The organism is Exiguobacterium sp. S3, assembly GCF_018617295.1.
In the GTDB taxonomy this organism is placed as follows: Bacteria; Bacillota; Bacilli; order Exiguobacteriales; family Exiguobacteriaceae; genus Exiguobacterium; species Exiguobacterium profundum.
In genome coordinates, this window is the sequence record NZ_JACSJW010000004.1 from 246116 (window position 1) to 265888 (window position 19773).

Sequence of the window (19773 nt, forward strand, 5' to 3'; positions counted from 1 at the left end):
GAGTCGGTGTCAGTTCATGTGCTCACATGAAAAGAACCCCCCTGCGGTTCAGAGTGGATGTCTTTTGAAATGTTCAGCAATGTGTCGTTTCATGGCGTCTCGATTTTCGGCGAAGATGCGATGGCGATGACCGTTCCCACCAGACGGATGTGGAAACCCACTCACTACGCGATCTTGATCCAAGAGCCCTCGCTCAACCAATAACTCCACGGCTCGCCTCACGTTCACGCCCATCGGTAGGATGAGTGCATCTTGAAGATGGGCCATCTCTTCTGCGAAGATTCCTTCTACGTATGGTCGAAACAGCTCTGTTCGAATCATATCCGGGCTCGATCCGTTATAGTTCTTGCCTTTATAGAAGACGGGATAAGGGAGGACCGCCGTGTTTTGAACGAGATGGTTCGCTGATCCAAACAAATCGAGGGATGATTCAATTCCCAAATGATGATGTAACTCCAAATCATCCAGCATCGTCACTAAGTTCTTTCGAATCGGACCGGAAAAACTGCCACGTTGTTTGACGGCTCGAAGCGCCTCTTCGTCTGTTGCATCCTTCAAGTCACGGATTGCCTCGAACGACTGACGCATTTGATACAAGCCTGGCGTGATTCCCGCGATGACGACTTTCGCGTTTGGATTGATGTATTCAAACGGTGCGTAATAGATCTCAAGTTGTTTCTTTTCATCACGGTCTAACAAAAAGTCTTCATTTTTCAACGTCTCTTCTTCTAAATTTGATAGCTGCAAAATCTTTGATTTATATGTGTGAAATAACGCTATTCGTGTCATATAAATAACACTCCTTTCGTCTACTTTCTCTATCTCTATTTCCCTAAATCTTTGTGTGAGAAAAGTTCATCTTTCAGACAAATGCCCTATAAAAATAAAGCGTTTTCATTCCATTTTTTGTGCTATCCTGACGATGTGATTGAGAAGGGTTTTCCATCAGGTTCGCTAAATTTTCACAAGGAGTGTGTTCAAACATGAGCGCAGTCATTGTCAATTCAGCAAGCAAGGCCAACATCGAAGTTGTCGAAAAGGAACTACGTCCATTACAAGCAGGCGAAGCGCTCGTCGATGTCGAGTACTGTGGCGTATGTCACACGGATCTTCACGTCGCAGCTGGTGATTTCGGAGATGTCCAAGGACGCGTGCTCGGTCATGAAGGGATTGGGATCGTATCTCAAATCGCCGACGATGTCACGAGTTTGAAAGTTGGCGATCGCGTCAGTATCGCTTGAATGTATCATGCATGTGGTCGTTGCGAATATTGTACGACAGGCCGAGAGACTTTCTGTCGAAACGTTCAAAATGCCGGATATAGCGTGGACGGCGGGATGGCTGAACAAAGTATCGTCGTGGCCGACTATGCCATCAAAGTACCTGACGGATTGGACCCTGCGCAAGCTTCGAGCATCACATGTGCCGACGTCACGACGTATAAAGCCATCAAAGTTGCCGACGTGAAACCTGGGGAGACGGTCGTCATCTACGGTTGCGGTGGACTCGGCAACCTGGCCATCCAATATGCGAAACACGTCTTCAACGCACACGTCATCGCCGTAGATTTGAACGATGATAAGCTCGAACTCGCCAAAGAGAGTGGAGCTGATTTGACGATTAACCCATCGACTGAAGGAGATGCAGCTGACATCGTACAAGAGAAGTTCGGTGGGGCTCATGCCGCTGTCGTCACAGCCGTCTCAAAAATCGCCTTTAATTCTGCAGTCAATGCAGTCCGAGCATGTGGGAAAGTGGTCGCCGTCGGTCTTCCTTCTGAAACGATGGACTTGAACATCCCTCGTCTCGTCCTCGATGGAATCGAAGTCGTCGGCTCACTCGTCGGGACACGTAAAGACTTAGAAGAAGCCTTCCAGTTCGGGGCAGAAGGGCTCGTCGTGCCTGTTGTTCATAAACGCTGTCTTCACGAGGTGCAAGACGTGTTCGAAGAGATGGAGCAAGAGAAAGTCCAAGGACGCATGGTCATCGACTTCAAAAATAAAGACTGCTAATCGGAACGGGGCCTCGTGCCTCGTTTTGTTCTAGATTGACGTTGACGGGGTATAGTTGCTTTTGTATAGTTAGGAACGTCTAAAAGCCGGAAATGAAAGAGGAGTGACTTGATTTGACTCCATCAACGTCAACCCGTCTACTTGATTTATTGTCAGAGCGAAATGATCAAGTTCGACGCATGAGTGAACAATCTTGGAATGAACAAAGTGATATCCAACTCTCGAACTCGGAGTGGTATATTCTCGCGACACTTTATCAGTCGAAAACAACAATTGCCGAAGTCACGCACAGTGTCCATATTTCTCGACAAGCGACTCATAAACTGATCAAGAACCTAGAGAGTAAAGCGCTCGTTCTCGTGACAGACCATCCACAAAATCGAAAAGACAAATGTATCGAGTTGACCTCGCTCGGTCACACTTGTTATGAGCAAAACGAGACGCTCAAAGCACAACTTGAGCAACGGATCCAAGAAAGCATCGGCCAAGAGGCGTTTGAACAACTGAAAACCATTCTACGCTTGGATTGGAAACTATGACCGTGTCAGCTTGATGGTGACACGGTTTTTCATATGCATACATGGACAAAAACGTCAACCGAGTTGACATTTCATCTTCTGAATGACTATGCTTAGAGGTAAGGAAGAGGTGATCGACTTGTTTAAAACTGGAGACTTAATCATCTACTCGACCCATGGAGTATGTCGCATCGACGACATTTCGGACAAAACGGTCGCAGGAGAGACGAAATCGTACTATACGCTTCACCCCATCAACAACTCACAAAAGTTGCAAATCAGCATTCCTGTCGATAATGACAACGTGATGATGTTGACGTTACTGGAAGCAGACGAGGCATCAGAGATTTTAGAGTCGTTCCGCTCGCCTGGCGTGGAATGGAATCCACATTCCAACAATCGCAATCGTGAATTTTTGAATGTCGTGCATTCAGGAAACCGTCACGAGATTGCCCAAGTGGTCAATACATTGAGCCGTCGACAAATCGAGGCGCTTCAAGCGAACAAAAAGCTATACGAACAAGATCGTAAAATTTTAGAGAATGCCAAAACGATTTTGGTGAAAGAGCTCTCCCTTGCCCTCGAGCGTTCAGAGAGCGACATCGAGCGCACGATTGGCGAGTACTTACATGAAAGCATGGCGACACTCACACCTTGACCTCTTCCAGTGGAAGTGGTCTTTTTTTGTTCTATTAAAATAATATACTTTTTTTTACATTTTTCGGGTATCCTAAAACAAATATACCTTATGATATAGGGAGGATGTTAGGATGCAACTGCACTCTAGTACGACCCATGTCACCGACACGCACGTCGTTCGGGCAATCGAAAACAATCTGGCCATCATTCGCTTTGATGAAAATCGCCGTGTCGCCTACGTCAATGAGATTTTTGCCAAAACGATGGGCTACGAAGTCAAGGAACTGATGGGACGCCCCCATCGTGATCTTTGCTTGCCCGAGTTCGCGAACAGTCCCCAATACGACCTGTTTTGGCGTAAGCTCATGCAAGGGTTGAGTTATCACGACAAGATTGAACGACGTGCCGCTGATGGTCATAGTGTCTGGCTAGAGGCGACCTACATGCCGATCTTCGATGATGCCCACCAGAACGTCATCGGCGTCTCAAAGATTGCAGCCGATATCACGTCACGGCAACAAGACGTACTCCACATGGCGAATAATCTTCAAGAGACGTCTGAATACTTATCTGCCCAGTCCCAAATCGGGAAACAAGACGGAGAACACGTACTCGAAAACGTCAAACTGATTGAACAAGAGTCGACTCAAAACCTAGAGCATTTACATGCTCTCCAACAAGAGGCGAAGACGATCACGGATATTGTCCGAACGATTCGTGAAATCGCTGCCCAAACCAACCTTCTCGCACTCAATGCCGCAATCGAGGCGGCACGCGCAGGTGAACATGGACGCGGCTTCAATGTCGTCGCGACAGAGGTGCGCAATCTTTCAAACAAAGTCTCACTCTCCATTACAGAAGTGAACAACAACATTGAAGGCATTGTGAAACGCATCGATGACGTGTCGATGAGCATCGGACGAATTTCTCATAAAGTCAAAGATAGCTCGGGACAACTCGAGCATACGGTCCGAGAGTTCGAAAAATTAGCAGATTCAGCCGCTACACTCGAACAGCAGGCAAAGACGTTTCTCAAAATGGTATGAGCGGCCCGATAGGAGGTCGCTTTTTTCTATACAAAAGACGAGCATACGATTGTATGCTCGTCTTGAATCAATTAATTGTGGACCATGTCCTTTTCCTCTAAACCGAGCGTGACCGCCGTCGATTCGTGAATCGTCTTGAATAAATCCGGGTGTTCCGACAGCTTCAATCCATACGACGGTACCATTTCTTTGATTTTCGCTTCCCACTCCGGTAAGTGTTGCGGGAAGCACTGCTCGAGCACTTTCAACATGACGTGCACGGCCGTCGATGCGCCTGGAGAAGCACCGAGAAGCGCCGCGACCGACCCATCTTCGGCACTGACGACTTCCGTTCCGAATTGAAGCGTTCCTTTTCCTTGCGGTGTATCTTTGATGACCTGCACACGTTGCCCTGCCACGACGATCTCCCAATCTTCATTCTTGGCATTTGGGATGAATTCACGGAGTTCATCCATCCGTTTGTCGTGAGATAAGAGTACCTGCTCGATCAAGTATTTCGTAAGTGGCATCTCTTTCGCCCCTGCGGCAAGCATCGTGATGACGTTGTTCGGCTTGACCGAACGAATCAAATCCAAGTTCGATCCTGTTTTTAAGAATTTCGGCGTGAAGCCGGCGAACGGTCCAAACAGCAACTCTTTGCGTCCATCGATAAAGCGGGTGTCGAGGTGAGGGACCGACATCGGTGGTGCCCCGACTTTCGCCTTTCCGTAGACCTTCGCATGATGTTGCTCGATGACCTCACGATTTTTGCAAACGAGGAAGAGGCCGCTGACCGGGAATCCACCGATTTGTTTCGATTCCGGAATCCCTGTCTTTTGTAAGAGCGGCAAACTGCCACCACCGCCTCCGATAAAGAGAAACGGTGCCGTATGCGTCTCAATCGTATTCCGAGACATGTCTTTCACTTTCACTTCCCAATGACCGTTCTCGAGGCGCTTCACGTCCTCGACGCTATGACCGTAGTTGAGCTCGACCCCGTTCGATGTGAGATGGTCAAACAACATACGTGTCAATGCGCCAAAATTCACGTCTGTTCCTGAGTCGATTTTCGTCGCGGCAATCGGTTCATCCGATGTCCGTCCGTCCATGATGAGCGGGATCCATTCCTGTAATTGACTCGGATCGTCTGATAAGACCATCCCTTCAAACAACGGATTCGTTGTGAGCGCTTCCAAACGGCGTTTCAAGAAATCGACGTTCTTCTCCCCTTGGACCATGCTCATATGTGGGATTGAACGAATAAAGGCTCCTGGATTTTCAATCAGTCCTTGCTTGACGAGGTGCGCCCAAAACTGGCGCGAGATTTGGAACTGCTCGTTGACGTTGACCGCTTTGGAGATGTCAATCGTCCCGTCTGCTTTCTCTGTTGTATAGTTTAATTCGCAAAGTGCGGCATGTCCCGTACCTGCGTTATTCCATTCGTTTGAACTTTCTTCCCCTGCTGCATCGAGCTTTTCGAACACTTTGATGTTCCACTCCGGTACGAGCTCTTTAAAGAGTGAACCGAGCGTTGCGCTCATAATCCCTGCCCCAATCAAAATGACGTCTGTTCTCGTTTGCGTACTGCTCATGAAAACCCCATCCTTATCCCCTGAATTTTTTGTCATACGATTGAAGAATCCCCATTCCTCAATCATATATTTTATAATCGTTATACCGATTATAACTCTTTTGTGATGAATGATAAGGGGTTTAGTGCGAAAAAATTCTTTAAGTGAAGTTTGAATTTATAATGAAAAGACGAATGTTATGATGGATGTAATCAAATCTCAAAAATGAGGGAGTATCAATGAAAAAAACAGTAAAAGTGGTAGCAGCAGTTATTGAAAATGAAAAAAAGGAAATTCTTTGTGCACTTCGTTCAACAACAATGCTAATTCCAAATATGTGGGAATTTCCCGGAGGAAAAGTCGAGGATGGTGAGAATCTACAAGAAGCACTCGAGCGTGAAATATACGAAGAACTACAATGCGAAATTACTGCGCATGAAATCATTAACGAACACGTTCATGAATATGAGTCTTTTATTATTCAATTGATTTCACTACGTGCTGAATTAAAATCAGGAAATCCCGTAGCAACAGAACATGATGCATTAATCTGGCTAAAGCGTGAAAATTTACATTCTCTTGTATGGGCACCAGCCGACATACCTGCAGTAAATGATGTGATTAATCAAATAACTAAAGCCGAGAACGTATAAGGTACGCCTCGGCTTTTTTTAATGTGTTTTCTCATGCAAGTAATCATATATCTGTTGATCGACACTCTCTTTTAGCATTAAATTCATCGTGACTACAGGAAGTTCTTGACCATTTTTATTTAGCATTGTTGTGTTTTGTATAGATTGTTGATCGGGTTTCACTTCACCTAAATAATAAAAATCTCCGCCTTCATCGTCATCTTTTTTCACAAATAGATGGATATCAATGTTTTCTTTCTCTGAATCAATAATTTTACGTACTTCTTCAGATTTTGTGGTTCTTCGACTTCGAGTATACCAATGAAATACCTCTGGACTAATAAAGGAATCACCATAATTAACACTAGCTTCAACGTCTTCACTTTTATGATACGTTACAAATATAGGACATGTATGATGCTTAACTTTATAACCATACATTGTAGATTGCTCTTCTTTTTCCCAATTTAATAATCGACATACATCTTTTCTCGTATACTTTTCCAATCTCGTTAACGGTTTTGTTTGATTATATCGTTTACTTCTTAGGATTGATGCTTCTAGTAAGTCGTTTAATAACTTAGCAAACCACTCATTTTGTAACATAGTTTGTATATGTGAAGATAATCGATACGTGTCACGATCAAATTCAATATACGGCTTATTACTATATTTCTTTCGGTCTGCATCGTTAAAGAAATTTAAAGATAATACATTCTCTACTGATTTGAGCGTTGCATCATCTACTCGAACATGATGATCATGTAAGTAGTTAATAAAATTGAATTTACTTATAGAGAGATCAGATACCAAAAGTTTTAACAAATAAATCTCATGTATTCTTTTACCTGATAAAAGTTCTTGGGTTGCCATAAGTAAAATTTGCTCTTCTTCTTTCGAAAGAGGAGGCACTTCACTTTCAACAACTCTTAAAAAAGCACCATAATGTCCATTTTTAGTTGCTATAACAACCGGATCCATTGAGTGATTATCTATAAAGTCAGTCAACATAGGTTGTCTACCTAATCGATTTTTCAAGTTCTGATATGCTTCTTTTAAAGTTTTTAAATCGGTTAATCTTGCTTGGTTGATTGATTCATAAATTCGTTCTTTAGCAACCGCTTCAAAATTAATAGTTGATGTACCAGAGATATAGCTCCGATCGATTACTTTACGACGAATAGAATCTTTATTTTGAGAACGATCACCTGAGAGAGCAATTGGAATTAAATAATTATTTTTATAGTTTGCTATAAAATCAATAACGGTTACATATCGTTTAGATTTATGCTTTCGTAAGCCCCTTCCTAATTGTTGAATAAAGATAATACTCGATTCAGTTTGTCGAAGCATTACAACTTGATTAATGCTTGGTATATCGATCCCTTCGTTAAATATGTCCACAGTGAGAATATAGTCGAGTAATCCCTGTTCTAGATTATTTACCTCTTGCTTTCGTTTTGCTTGAGCATCATTCCCGGTTAAAGCACATGTTTTAAAGCCTCGAGCATTTAATTGCTCAGACAAATATATTGCTTCTTTTTTAGAACTGCAGAACATTAGTCCTCGCAACTTTTCACCTGAATAGCCGTAGTATTTAATCTTTTCAATAATCCGCTCAACTCTTTCAGTTGATACAAGTTTTTGGAACACTTCAATTTCTTTTTGCTCCCCATCAATTTCAAGATCAGTTACCCCGAAATAATGGAATGGACATAGCATATTTTCTTCAAGTGCTTCTTGTAAACGAATTTCATATGCAATGTTGTAATCGAATAGTCTGAACAAATCATATCCATCTGATCGTTCAGGAGTAGCGGTCATTCCAAGTAAGAACTTCGGAGTGAAATATTCTAACAGTTTTTGATATGTATTGGCTCCGGCCCGATGACTTTCATCAATCAACATGTAATCAAAAGTTTCTTGTGCAAATTGATATAAAGTTTCATCCTTTGAGATGGTTTGAATCGTTGCAAACACATATTTAGAGTCAATTACTCGACTTGTTCCTGACAATATACCGTAATCTTCAATGTTCCCACCAATCACTTTATGAAAATCATTTATGGCTTTTTTCAAAATTTGTTCACGATGGACTACAAATAACATTCGCTTCGGTTCATATCGACGAACATCAAATGCAGCTAAGTATGTTTTCCCAGTCCCCGTAGCTGATACAACAAGTGCGCGTTGATGACCTTGCTGTCGGACTGCGTCAATACCGTCTAAAGCAGAACGCTGCATGTCATTCGGCTTAATTTCAAGCTCCCGCTTGACTTGATTAAAATCGTGCATACTTGGAAACTCAGCAACTCGATCTCTAACCATTGGACGATATACATTTTCATAGGCTTTAATCCATTCTAAGGTTAGAGGAATCGATTCATTCCACATTGTTTCGAATCGATTGAAAAAGTGTTGAACAATTTCACCGTTTTCATGAGATGTTAGTTTAATATTCCATTCGTAGTTTGTTTTTAATGCTCCTGCAGTTAAGTTTGAACTACCAACAATTAATGAAAAGTAGCCTTCATGTTGAAAAATATATCCTTTTGAATGAAATGCATTCACATCTGCAATTTTTACGTCAACATTCGAAATTTTCAAAAGTTCTTTGAACATTTTTGGCTGATTAAACAGTTGATATGTAGAAGTGATAATCTCGCCTCGAATACCTTTTTGATTTAAGTCATATAATGTTGATTTAAGTGTTGCCAGTCCTGATTCTGTAATGAACGCAACAGCAAATCGAAACTTCTTACAAATTTTCAATTCATCGAGTAACGCGGTCAATACATCCTGTCTTTTAACTCGTTCGTTTACTAAAAGTTCTGGTTTAAACGGACTAGAATGATAATGATCTTTATCTATAAACCCAGTATAAAGAGAGTTTTCTAATTGTCTTTTCAAATGATCCATTTGTTCCTCCTACTTATCATTAAGTAAATTGAAATATATTCTATGATATGAAATAGTTTTACATATATTTCATTATTGGCTTTTCACTAAAAATGATCAAGGAGAATCCATATGCCCACACTCTATTTGATTCGCCACTGCTCAGCCGCGGGCCAAGAACCTGACGCACCGCTCACAGAAGACGGTCACGCCCAGTCTTTATGGCTTCGCGATTTCTTTTCTGAACTCACAATCGACCGGATCATCTCAAGCGATTATACCCGTGCAGTCGCTTCGGTCACGCCACTCGCCGATGCGCATCAGCTCTCGATTGAACGTGAACCGTTACTGAGAGAACGCATCCTATCTCACGAACCGCTCGAAGACTGGCTGACCCCATTACGTCAGTCATTCAGCGACCCGACGTTCAAACTGCCTGGTGCCGAATCGGCTGAGGAGGCGACGCAGCGCATCCTACAAGTCGTCGAGCACGCCAAAGCTCCGCATGCTTCGACCCTATTAGTGACACACGGCAATCTGCTCGCACTCTTATTGCAACATCTCGACCCGCAATATGACTTTGAGACATGGCGTAAGATGCGTAACCCAGATGTCTATCGTCTCGATTATCACGACAGCACACCGGTCATCGAGCATATTTGGCCAAACAAATAAGCCGTCTCGCGATGAGACGGCTTTTGTCACTTCTCTACGAAAAACATCGAGATGGCACCAAGCCCGACATGTGTCCCGACCGAGACACCCATCTGCATAAGGTAAATCTCGCCGGCAAAATCGGTTTCGGTTTCGAGCTTCACTTTTAAGTTCTCCGCAATCCGTTGGTCCGATGTGTACCCGATGATCACGAAATTCGTGATGTCCGGGTTGACGCGTTTCACGAACTCGTCCGTATAATGCTTCAGCACTTTACGGGTGCCTCGTTCCTTGGCAACAATGGCACCTTTCCCGTTTTTCATACTCATGATGGGTTTTACCATCAGTAGTTTCCCGATGATAGCACTCGCGTTTGAGATTCGTCCGCTTTTGATCAAGTGGTCGAGGTCATCTACGGATAAGAAGTGCTTCACTTTCGTCTTGTACGTCTCATTGAAGTCAACGAGCTCTTCGAACGTCGCACCGGCTTCACGCATCTGTGCGCTCTTCAGCAACAGCCAGCCGCTACCATGACTCATCGAACGAGAGTCGACGACATGGATTTTGACAGGTGAGTCAGGATGCGCTTCTTCAAAGTACTCTTTTCCGATGACTGCCGATTGATACGATCCGCTCGTCCCACTCGACATGCAGATACATAAAATCTCCTCATGGCCGGCAGCGACCGCATCTTCCATCAATCGTAAGAACGTCGCTGGGCTCGGCATCGCCGTCGTTGGGAATTCCGGGAGCGCTTCCAACATTCCGTAAAAATCATCCGGCTGGATATCCACCCGGTCCTGGTAAGACATATTATTCATGGTGATGATCAACGGCGCGACCCCGATGTTGTACTGTTCAAGCACTGCATCTGATAAGTCACACGTCGAATCTGCTAATAATTTAATCATGCATTCCTCCAAAACTTTCTCCATAAGTGACGGGAATCATCCTATAACTTCGTCGATTCCGACGTCACGATAGGACCTCTTCTAGTGTAGCAGATTTGGAGGGGGAAATGTTTTTTTACTGGGGTTGATGTGCGACTTGTTTTTCATGTTGCAAGAGCCATTCTTTTCGCCAAAGTCCACCGGCATAGCCCGTCAATTTCCCAGTCGATCCGATGACGCGATGACAAGGCACGACGATGCTCAGTTTGTTGCGTCCGTTCGTTGCTCCGACTGCGCGAACAGCCGTAGGTCGCTTCACGCGTTCGGCAAGTTCGCGGTAAGAAGCCGTCTCCGCATACGGGATGGTTTGTAACGCATCCCACACGTCATGCTGAAACGTTGTCCCGATTTGCTCAGTCGGGAACGTGAACGTCATACGCTCGCCACGAAAGTAGGCGTTTAGTTCATCCCGGCACTGTCGCAATACATTTGGTACATCTTGCTCCATACTTCGTTTGCTTTCCCGTTCGACGAATAAGATCGATTGAACGACCTGCTCCGTCCCGATGATTTCTAGGACGCCAATCGGTGTCTCCACGTCTAATTTATACGTTCCCATATAATGACCTCCACAGATAGAATGTCGCGTATCCTTCCCAACCTTGCCACGATTCACCGTAACGCTTCACTTCTTCAATCGTTGGTTTCTTCGCTGTCCCTAACTGATGCTGAATCGCTTGATGCAATCCGACATCCGCAATCGGAAAGGCTGATGCGTCCTGAAAACACTTCATCAACACATAGTCTGCCGTCCATGCTCCGACACCTCTTATCGCGAGTAACCGTTGACGGATATCAGCTGAAGAGTGTGATTGTAAAGCCGTTTTTGACAGGTCTCCATTCGTTATTTCCCGTGCAATATCAATGACATACTCAGCTTTCCTGCGACTGAACTGAAGCTCACGTAACTCTTCCGGTTCGAGCAAGGCGATTCGCTCCGCCCGCGGGAACATCGAGTACGTTCTTTCTTCGACGACTCGTTGGTCTCCATAGCGTTCAACGAAGCGCCGTTTAATCGTATAAGCAAACGACAAGGTGATTTGTTGTCCGATGATGGCCCAAACGAGTGCTTCGAACAAATCTGGGAAGCCAATCATCCGTAATCCGCGATGTGCTTCAATCAAAGGAGCCAGCAATTCATCTTTCGCCCCCATCGTTTCAAACGGCTTCAAATCGCGCTCAAGGTCTAACCAGTCTCGTACCTCACGTGCGACACGTTCCTTTTCTGTCTCTGATACTTCATCGACTGGGAACCGTACACGAATGTGATGCTCCGCTTCTTGAAGCTCGATCAGGATGAGCCTTTCCCCGATTCGCATCAGCTTTCGAACCGTGTCAGGCGTTGTCACATGGAGCACTTCTTGTTCTGACCGACTCAAAAAGACGAGACACTCTTGAAAATCAAACGGCTGCTGTACAGCAAGTAGCATCTCCGTCATATGTCCTCTCCTTTTCGAAATGTGTTCGGTGTACAGCCTTTTACTTGCCGGAACACGCGGTAAAAGTTCGATGGTGTTTGAAACCCGACCTCATAGCAGACCGTCAGATTACTCATATCGGTCGTTCGTAATAAATATGCCGCCTTGTCGATCCGAATCCGTTCTAGTAGCTGCCTCGGTGTCTCTCCTGTCGCTTGAGTGAATGTCCGCTCCAAATGAAAAGGGCTCAGTTGGGCATGTTCGGCAATCTGTTCGAGGCGAATGGGTTGTTTGTAATGGTTCAGGAGATATGTCGTCACTTGTTGAACGAGCGCACGGTGTGGGGCATGCTCGACTTCGGGCTGACATCGCTTGCACGGTCGGAAACCGTTCATCTCCGCTTCTTCTCTCGTTAAATAAAAATCAACGTTCTCTTTCTTCGGTTTGCGGGATCGGCACGAAGGTCGGCAATAAATTCCTGTCGTTTTCACGGCTGTATAGAATAATCCATCGTAAGTTGCATCGCAGGCGAGCACTTTCGCCCACTTTTCGTCAAACGTCAGCATCTCCACACCCCTTTCTCCTCTCACTGTAGCAAATCTAAAATCAACATTTCGTCCTCTTTCTTGCGCTTACAATCCCCTCTTTTTGAAACGTTTTACAGATTTCAATCGTATCCTATAGTACGATTTAGACAGAAGCTGCTGTCAGTCCTATGGCAGATAAGGAGAAGATTGCAATGCGTACTCGTTTTTCATGGAAACAATTAAAATGGCTCATTCCTATAGCGTTAATCGGTTTGATTTTGATTCAGAGCGGACAAGAGTTGAAAGACCTCTCGCTCGCGACCGCCTTCACGACATTGAAACAACTGACCGGTTGGGAACAGTTCACACTCATCCTGCTCGGTGGATTCGCAGTCTTGACGATGACGGGCTATGACTATTTCCTGCTACGCTCTTTACATATCGAGCTACCGAAACGAAAAATCGTTCAAACAGCGTGGATCACGAACTCGATGAACGGGATGCTCGGCTTCGGCGGCGTGATTGGGATTGCCCTTCGTACCTCCCTCTACCGTCCCTATACAGATACGAAACGCTTGCTCCGTGCCATCGGTTGGATGACCCCGACACTCATCAGTGGTCTGTCCATTCTTTCCATCGGTGTGCTCCTCGGAATCTTTCCAGCTGGTGGGCTCGTCGGTACGAAACCATGGATTTGGCCGGTGTTACTCGCCGTGAGTGCGATGCTCCCGTTTTATTTATTCGTCACATCACGCCGATCAAACGTCGGATGGTCTACTCTGCTCGGGTATACGATGACTTCACTCGCAGAATGGGTCACCGCAGGATTCGTCGCCATTTATGCTTTGACGTTACTAGACGGTTCGGCTTCGTTCGTGCAACTCTTCGGGGTATTCATCGTCGCGACGGTCGTCGGTGTCGTCTCCCTCGTCCCTGGGGGTGCTGGAACGTTTGACTTACTGTATCTCGTTGGGATGACTCAACTTGGGATTCATCAAGACATCGTTTTGTCTTCACTAATCATCTATCGATTCGTTTATTTTGTCGTTCCCTTTTTAATTGGACTTTTTCTCGCAGCCATCGCATTCGGAGATCAGGTCGTCAAACAAATCGAGTATCGGCCAATCATCGGGTCTTCTTATGAGATTGGGACCGTCGTCTGGCGCGTCGTTTCGCGGACGCTTGCGAAGATTGGACGCTTGACTGGAAGTCTCATCGCACTCATGAGCAGTCTGTTGATTTGGTTCCAGACGCTTCTCCCGAGCGTGACGCCGCTCTATGAAGTGAATCGCTTGTTTGAATGGATTGGGACCCTTTTCTTATTGAGTGCCGGACTTCTCATGTTTTTATCCGTCTATGGCATGTATGTTCGGACAAAACGAACACTCTGGTTACTCAACACTGCCTTCATCTTGGCGACCATCGGAGTCATCGCTCGTGGGTTAAACCTGTTTGAGACCTTCGTCGTCATCGGGTTTGCGATGTTCGTCTGGTTGACACGTAAACGACACGTCCGATACCGTTCGATTTTAACGACAGGACGTCTCATCCGAAGCTTGATTTACGTCCTGCTCTATGTCGGCACCCACGCCCTCTTATTGCAGTCATTCGCAGGTACAGACAACTTATTCTTCACATCGCATCAAGCCGGTTGGTTGACGACGTTCGTCTTATTGTTAACTTCAATCGTAGCAAGTGTACTCCTGCTCTTGTTCGATCGTTGGAAACGTCCGGCGCTTGGAGAGGCCTATGATGAACATCGCATCCGACAGTTTCAGGCAACACAGCCCACATCGAGCAGTTTTGATTTGGCCCATATGGCAGATAAGCGTTTTTACATGAACGAGGCAGGAGATGCGTGTCTGTTGTTTGCGACGACTCGGAACCATGCCATCGTCCTTGGTGATATCCAAGGAGAGAAACAGGCTGCGACTTCTCTTTTGACACGATTCATTGAAGATGCAGATCGGATCGGGTATATCCCTTTATTTTATCAAATCACACCGAATTGGATGCCCCGCCTCCATGATGCTGGATTCACGTTCTTCAAATTAGGGGAAGAGGCGACGATTGACGTCTCGGCCTTCTCCTTATCCGGGAAGAAGCGTGCAAATATGCGCTCTCTCTACAATCAGTTTGAGAAGAAGGAAATCACGTTCGACATCGTCTGTGAACCGAGCCTCTTGCTGTTACAAGAGTTAAAAGACATCTCAGACGAATGGATTGGGAATCGAAATGAGAAAGGCTTCTCTCTCGGATTCTTCGACTATGAAACGTTGACACGTTATCCGATTGCCTTGTTGCGAGATGCGGACGGTGTCGTCGTGGCTTTCATTTCGCTACTCCGGGGAGACGGGGCCATCTCCATCGATTTGATGCGTTCGAAAAATGATGCGCCGACCGGATCGATTGAAGTATTGATCCTTCACATCATCGAATGGGCTCGCGCAGAAGGCTATGACCATGTCGGACTCGGCGTGGCACCACTTGCCGCGGTCGGAGAGCAGACGTTCTCCCATTGGCCGGAGCGCGTCGCCGCCGACATTTTTGAAAACATCAGTTACATCTATCCGTTCAGTGGCTTACGACAGTTCAAACAGAAGTTCAAACCGTCGTGGGAAGGACGCTATCTCGCGTTTCGTCAACGCCGGAAGTTACTACCCTCGATTTTACGGACAGCGCGATTGATTAGTCGGAAACGCTAAAAAACAGGAATTTCTCATCGTGAGAAATTCCTGTTTTACGTATCATCTTATTTCAACGTCACACTCACATTGTCAATTGTGATGTCATGAGCCCCGAGTGGCGACCCTTCTGTGCGTCCCATCAAGAACTTCAATCCTGTGACATCTGTCACCGGCATCGTCACTTCAAACGTGTACGTGTTCGCTTCCGGTGTGACCGCTACGACTTCGCTCAAATAGCGATAGTACCCGACATTCTCTAACGTCACTTCGAATGAACGAGCGACAGTAGAGGATGCATCGAATTGGACGACGTAGGTTTGATCTTGTTGTAGTTCAAGACCGCCTTGTTCCATGAGCACACTCCACGCTTCGTTCCCTTCTTGCGTAATCGAGATACGTGCCGCCTCATTTACCGCTTCGACAGCAGCCTGTGCGTCAAAGTGTACATAGGAGCCCCAGTTGGTGAGACCTTCTGTGAATGCACCGTTTTTAAGTGGAGACAGGTCGATATAAACCGGTGTGACATCGCGCAACTCGACGTCATCGATTTCAATCGCACCTTTTTCAGAACCGAGAATGAACTGAAGTTGACTCATGAGGTCCGTTCCGGCTTCCATCGTGAACGGAATTTCATACGTATCGAATGCTTCAGATAAAGCGACACGCTGAAGCGGAAGATAAGCGTCACCATTTGCTCCGTTCAATCCGACTTGAAGACCGTCTACACGCTCCGCACGGGCTTTGAAGCGAAGAACGTATTCATGTCCCTCTTGCAATTGAATGCCTTGTTGCACCAATGTAGCCGGTGCTCCTTTTTTCTTGTTCGTTTCAAAACGGAAGAGACGCTCTACCGGGTCGACCGTTCCTGTCCCTTTCGTGACGCCTGGGTCGAACGTCCAATACGTCATGCGGTCCATCACCCCTTGGTCGAACGTACCGTTATACACATGGTTCCCGTCCCCAAGCATCGGTTTTGTCGCATTCGGATCGAACGCCTCACGAGGTGTCTGCTCGACACGGACGTTCCCAATTTGGACACCCGACGTGCTGAGTCCGACGTTGAACTCAAGACGTGCCGCAAGGTCAGTCTCTTCTGTCATATCGAATGTCATCGAGTACGTTTGAACGTCTGTCGTCAAATCGAATGACCCTTCATCAGAATATTTTGCATAGCCTCGGTCCGGACCCCCACCGACTTTAACGGCAATGGAACGCGCCGCATCCGCCTTAGCGTCAAACGTCACTTTATAGTGGCCACCTTGTCCGAGCGATACGTTTTGAATCAATTGATGCGAGTATGGTTGGCTTCCTGCTTGATCAATCGAAATGTCAGCAAAACGTGACCCTGCCAAGTCGATCACATCGATGGAACCGACGCCACCAAAGTCAGGAAGCGCCACGTAGTTCCAATACGTCGGGTTGAGCGCCTGCGTACCGTTCGTTACCGTCGTAATCGGTTCAGTGTAGTCTTCGTCATAGACGAGGTTCCCGTCTTCTAAAGGTTGTTTCGCACCTTCCGGTAACACGACTTCCTCATCCGAGTACGTCGGCTCGACAGCATCGCGATACTTCCCGTTCTTCAAGTCAAAGACGCGGACGTAATCGACTTCCATCTCTGCCGGGAACGGTGTCGTCTCGTCAACATCCCCATCGAACCATCCACCGACCGCCAAGTTCATAATCAAGTAAAAATCTTGGTCGAATGGTGCAGGGTAGCTATATTTCGATGCTTTGTTCGCTTCTTTCGCATACCAGTCGTTTTGTGTTTGATAGAGCTGACCGTCTACATACCAACGAATCTCACCTGGTTCCCACTCGACTGCATATGTATGCCACTTGTCGATGCCGTCACCTTCTGCGAAGTGATAATCTTTCCCCGTATATTTGTTGTTCGGCCACGTTTCTCCGTAGTGAATCGTGCCAGCGACTTTATCTGGCTGACTGCCCCACGATTCCATGATGTCGATTTCACCTGATGCGGCCCAACCACCGTAGCGGTCTTCTTCTGGCAGCATCCAAAACGCCGGCCACAGTCCTTTACCGGTTGGAAGTTTGGCTCGCATTTCATAACGACCATATGTCTTACTGAACGTCCCCTTCGTCGTCAACTTCGCCGATGTGTAATCATAGGTACCGAATTGATCCGATGCTTGTTCTTTCTTTGCACGGATGACGAGCTTCCCGTCTTTCACGAAAGCGTTTTCGTTTTTGTCCGTGTAAAATTGCTTCTCATTGTTTCCCCAACCGGCAGCGACTGGATTTCCGTCTTTGTCGACAATCCAGTTCCCCGTTTCAAAATTCCATTTCGAGTGATCGATTTCAGACTTGCTAAACTCATCTGACCAGACAAGTTTCCACTTAGCGTCATCGGCTTTTGAACTCTTTTCAGCCGGCACCTCTTGTGGCAAGGATAGGGCAAGGCCTGTCCCGAGTGCGAGTGCAACCCATTTCTTCATCGTGCGTCCTCCTTTAGGATAAATGATTGTCATATGTCAGTCCGTACTTTTGAAAGTGATTTCCGAAAGCGCTTTCGATAAATCCATTATAGATTTTTCTTTGCTAAAACTTCAACCACTTTTCGGAAGTGAAATCAAACTGACACATAAAAAAGCACCGACTCACGCCGATGCTTCCCGTAGTTCCCAATTCGAAAATGTCACGTCAAAACCTGTCGCATTCACATCCGGACTACAGGCATATGGACCGATACGTAATGTCGATACGTCATGAAGATGGGCGATGCGAAGCTGTTCACGCATACCGCCACCATATTCAAAGAAAATCTCCACATCTCCATCTGTATACACGATTTCAAACGTCAACGGATTGCGAACCATGTCATTTGAAAAATCACGTGTCGACCAATCTGAATAGCCAAACGAGGTGACGACTGCGCCAAGATGGGACGGTCTATCCGGAATGTACTCGACAGACGTCTTGATCCAATGGTCATCGTTCACATATAAGACGATCCCGGCCTGATCATATGTATGGCTCGGTTCCATCTGGATTGTCGCCCGACATGTGAATCGTTGGGTTTTGACGTCTGTTAGTCGTGCATGCGCCGTCATGCGGTTAAATCCGTAATGTGTATTTCGCCAAAAGTCTGTATCTGGCAGCGTGCGAAAAGTGAGCGGTTCAAATCCGTTCACGCTATTCGGTTCATTTATCCACTTGTACGTATGCATGATGATCAATCCCTCCCCATTGACCTCGCATGGCAAACAGTAACGGTATCATCGGTGTGTGATACGGTATGAATTCATGCTGTTGAATCATCTGCAGAATTGTCGCCTCATCCGCCCATTTCACGGCCTGTACTTCAGATTCTTGAAGCGTCAGCTCATTCAAATCCACTTCCATTTCGACCAAATAAATATCGTCAAACCCTTCGTCAAAATTGACTGTCAGGTGCGGTCGCGTCTGGGATAGATCAAGCTTGAGTCCAATCTCCTCTTCGAGCTCCCGCATGGCGGCTTGCTGGCTTGTATCTCCTACCGTGGCACTTCCACCGACTGTGATATCCCACATGTTGGCCCAACCATCCTTGAACGGTTGGCGCTGTTGAATCAGCATCTCGCCCTTCTCGTTAAAGATACACACGTGAATCACAAGGTGATACTCGCCTTCTGGCAATCGACTTCCTCGTTGCCACGTGCGACCGGTCTTTTCTCGGTCGACCGTATAGACGTCCCAAAATTCCATTCGATACTCCCCTTTATGTTGCTGCGCTAGATGCCGCTGCTTGATCTGCTTTCGCGCAATCGATTGCTACGACGATAGAGATAAGAAGGTGCTCCATCTCCGGTTCTTCGACACGAATCTCGTAACTATCGCCCCATGAGAACCATTTCTTTTGTACACTTCCGATCGAATGTCCGTTCTTCGTCACATCAAAATCCATGTCCCACCAATCTCCTTGGACATCGATCCCGGCTGCATCGATTGAATATTTCGGTTTGAAAAACGAGAACTCTTTCGAGATGGTCATCATATCTGTGCCGTCCACTTCCACAAAAAATTTCGGTAAAAAACTGAACGTCTTTTTCGTGATTGTCGTGACCGTCTGATCGTTCGTATCTTTGATTTCGAATGATTTTGGAAACTTCATAAAGCTACCTTCGATGAAATATTTGTCATGTCCGTCCGCATCCTTGATGGTGAAACGTCCGCGTAAGCTAAACACTTTTTGTTTCATGTAGAGCGTGTGCATGATGATCCCTCCGATTTGTTGTAGTCCTT

Annotated in this window: 17 protein-coding genes and 1 pseudogene; 7 read left to right on the top strand and 11 right to left on the bottom strand. The window is 46.0% G+C overall.

Annotation, left to right across the window (positions count from 1 at the left end; all coding sequences use genetic code 11):
• Nucleotides 1-48: 48 nt before the first annotated feature.
• A complete protein-coding gene (locus KNO65_RS12210) occupies nt 49-789 on the bottom strand; it encodes a hypothetical protein (RefSeq protein ID WP_214784505.1) in 741 nt (246 codons plus the stop codon).
• A gap of 194 nt (nt 790-983) precedes the next feature.
• Between KNO65_RS12210 and adhP the strand changes: the two are divergent.
• The 4 genes and pseudogenes from adhP (at nt 984) to KNO65_RS15800 (ending at nt 4215) form a co-directional block, all read left to right on the top strand.
• Nucleotides 984-2012: pseudogene (gene adhP / locus KNO65_RS12215) on the top strand (alcohol dehydrogenase AdhP).
• Nucleotides 2013-2125: 113 nt separating this feature from the next.
• A complete protein-coding gene (locus KNO65_RS12220) occupies nt 2126-2551 on the top strand; it encodes a MarR family winged helix-turn-helix transcriptional regulator (RefSeq protein ID WP_214784508.1) in 426 nt (141 codons plus the stop codon).
• Between the two features lie 109 nt (nt 2552-2660).
• On the top strand, nt 2661-3188 hold the full coding sequence (locus KNO65_RS12225; RefSeq protein ID WP_143180210.1) for a CarD family transcriptional regulator: 528 nt from the start codon (nt 2661-2663) through the stop codon (nt 3186-3188).
• Nucleotides 3189-3300: 112 nt separating this feature from the next.
• Nucleotides 3301-4215 carry a methyl-accepting chemotaxis protein gene (locus KNO65_RS15800; protein WP_159563230.1) on the top strand — a complete coding sequence of 305 codons (915 nt, stop codon included), beginning with the start codon at nt 3301-3303 and terminating at the stop codon, nt 4213-4215.
• A gap of 71 nt (nt 4216-4286) precedes the next feature.
• On the opposite strand, the gene KNO65_RS12235 is transcribed toward KNO65_RS15800, so the two are convergent.
• The gene (locus tag KNO65_RS12235; protein WP_214784510.1) at nt 4287-5786 is read right to left on the bottom strand and encodes a malate:quinone oxidoreductase; all 1500 of its coding nucleotides are present in this window, start codon (nt 5784-5786) and stop codon (nt 4287-4289) included.
• Between the two features lie 218 nt (nt 5787-6004).
• Here KNO65_RS12235 and KNO65_RS12240 point away from each other — a divergent pair, with 218 nt between their 5' ends.
• A complete protein-coding gene (locus KNO65_RS12240) occupies nt 6005-6418 on the top strand; it encodes a (deoxy)nucleoside triphosphate pyrophosphohydrolase (RefSeq protein WP_214684951.1) in 414 nt (137 codons plus the stop codon).
• A gap of 18 nt (nt 6419-6436) precedes the next feature.
• On the opposite strand, the gene KNO65_RS12245 is transcribed toward KNO65_RS12240, so the two are convergent.
• Nucleotides 6437-9316, bottom strand: coding sequence for a DEAD/DEAH box helicase (locus KNO65_RS12245; RefSeq protein ID WP_214684950.1), 2880 nt, complete (start codon nt 9314-9316; stop codon nt 6437-6439).
• A 111-nt stretch (nt 9317-9427) separates the two neighbouring features.
• Between KNO65_RS12245 and KNO65_RS12250 the strand changes: the two genes are divergently transcribed.
• Nucleotides 9428-9970: a histidine phosphatase family protein gene (locus KNO65_RS12250; protein ID WP_214784513.1), complete on the top strand. Its 543-nt coding sequence runs from the start codon at nt 9428-9430 to the stop codon at nt 9968-9970.
• Nucleotides 9971-9996: 26 nt separating this feature from the next.
• Here KNO65_RS12250 and KNO65_RS12255 read toward each other — a convergent pair whose 3' ends face one another.
• The 4 genes from KNO65_RS12255 to KNO65_RS12270 form a co-directional block, all read right to left on the bottom strand.
• Nucleotides 9997-10860, bottom strand: a complete 864-nt coding sequence (locus tag KNO65_RS12255) for a DegV family protein (RefSeq protein ID WP_074035182.1) — start codon at nt 10858-10860, stop codon at nt 9997-9999.
• A 115-nt stretch (nt 10861-10975) separates the two neighbouring features.
• A complete protein-coding gene (locus tag KNO65_RS12260) occupies nt 10976-11458 on the bottom strand; it encodes a methylated-DNA--[protein]-cysteine S-methyltransferase (RefSeq protein ID WP_047795745.1) in 483 nt (160 codons plus the stop codon).
• Nucleotides 11445-12338: a DNA-3-methyladenine glycosylase family protein gene (locus KNO65_RS12265; protein ID WP_214784516.1), complete on the bottom strand. Its 894-nt coding sequence runs from the start codon at nt 12336-12338 to the stop codon at nt 11445-11447. The genes KNO65_RS12260 and KNO65_RS12265 overlap by 14 nt, the downstream gene beginning before the upstream one ends.
• Nucleotides 12335-12883 carry a bifunctional transcriptional activator/DNA repair enzyme AdaA gene (locus KNO65_RS12270; RefSeq protein WP_214691401.1) on the bottom strand — a complete coding sequence of 183 codons (549 nt, stop codon included), beginning with the start codon at nt 12881-12883 and terminating at the stop codon, nt 12335-12337. The genes KNO65_RS12265 and KNO65_RS12270 overlap by 4 nt, the downstream gene beginning before the upstream one ends.
• A gap of 173 nt (nt 12884-13056) precedes the next feature.
• On the opposite strand from KNO65_RS12270, the gene mprF reads away from it, so the two are divergent.
• Entirely contained in the window at nt 13057-15549 is a 2493-nt protein-coding gene (gene mprF, locus KNO65_RS12275; RefSeq protein WP_214784519.1) for a bifunctional lysylphosphatidylglycerol flippase/synthetase MprF, read from the top strand.
• A gap of 47 nt (nt 15550-15596) precedes the next feature.
• Here mprF and KNO65_RS12280 read toward each other — a convergent pair whose 3' ends face one another.
• From KNO65_RS12280 to KNO65_RS12295, 4 genes are all read right to left on the bottom strand, one after another.
• The gene (locus tag KNO65_RS12280) at nt 15597-17987 is read right to left on the bottom strand and encodes a carbohydrate binding domain-containing protein (protein ID WP_214784522.1); all 2391 of its coding nucleotides are present in this window, start codon (nt 17985-17987) and stop codon (nt 15597-15599) included.
• Between the two features lie 162 nt (nt 17988-18149).
• Complete coding sequence (locus KNO65_RS12285; RefSeq protein ID WP_214784525.1) at nt 18150-18719, bottom strand: DUF1349 domain-containing protein; 570 nt, start codon at nt 18717-18719, stop codon at nt 18150-18152.
• The gene (locus tag KNO65_RS12290) at nt 18694-19236 is read right to left on the bottom strand and encodes an NUDIX hydrolase (RefSeq protein ID WP_214784528.1); all 543 of its coding nucleotides are present in this window, start codon (nt 19234-19236) and stop codon (nt 18694-18696) included. The genes KNO65_RS12285 and KNO65_RS12290 overlap by 26 nt, the downstream gene beginning before the upstream one ends.
• Before the next feature lie 13 nt (nt 19237-19249).
• Nucleotides 19250-19744, bottom strand: coding sequence for an LURP-one-related/scramblase family protein (locus tag KNO65_RS12295; RefSeq protein WP_214784532.1), 495 nt, complete (start codon nt 19742-19744; stop codon nt 19250-19252).
• Nucleotides 19745-19773: the final 29 nt, after the last annotated feature.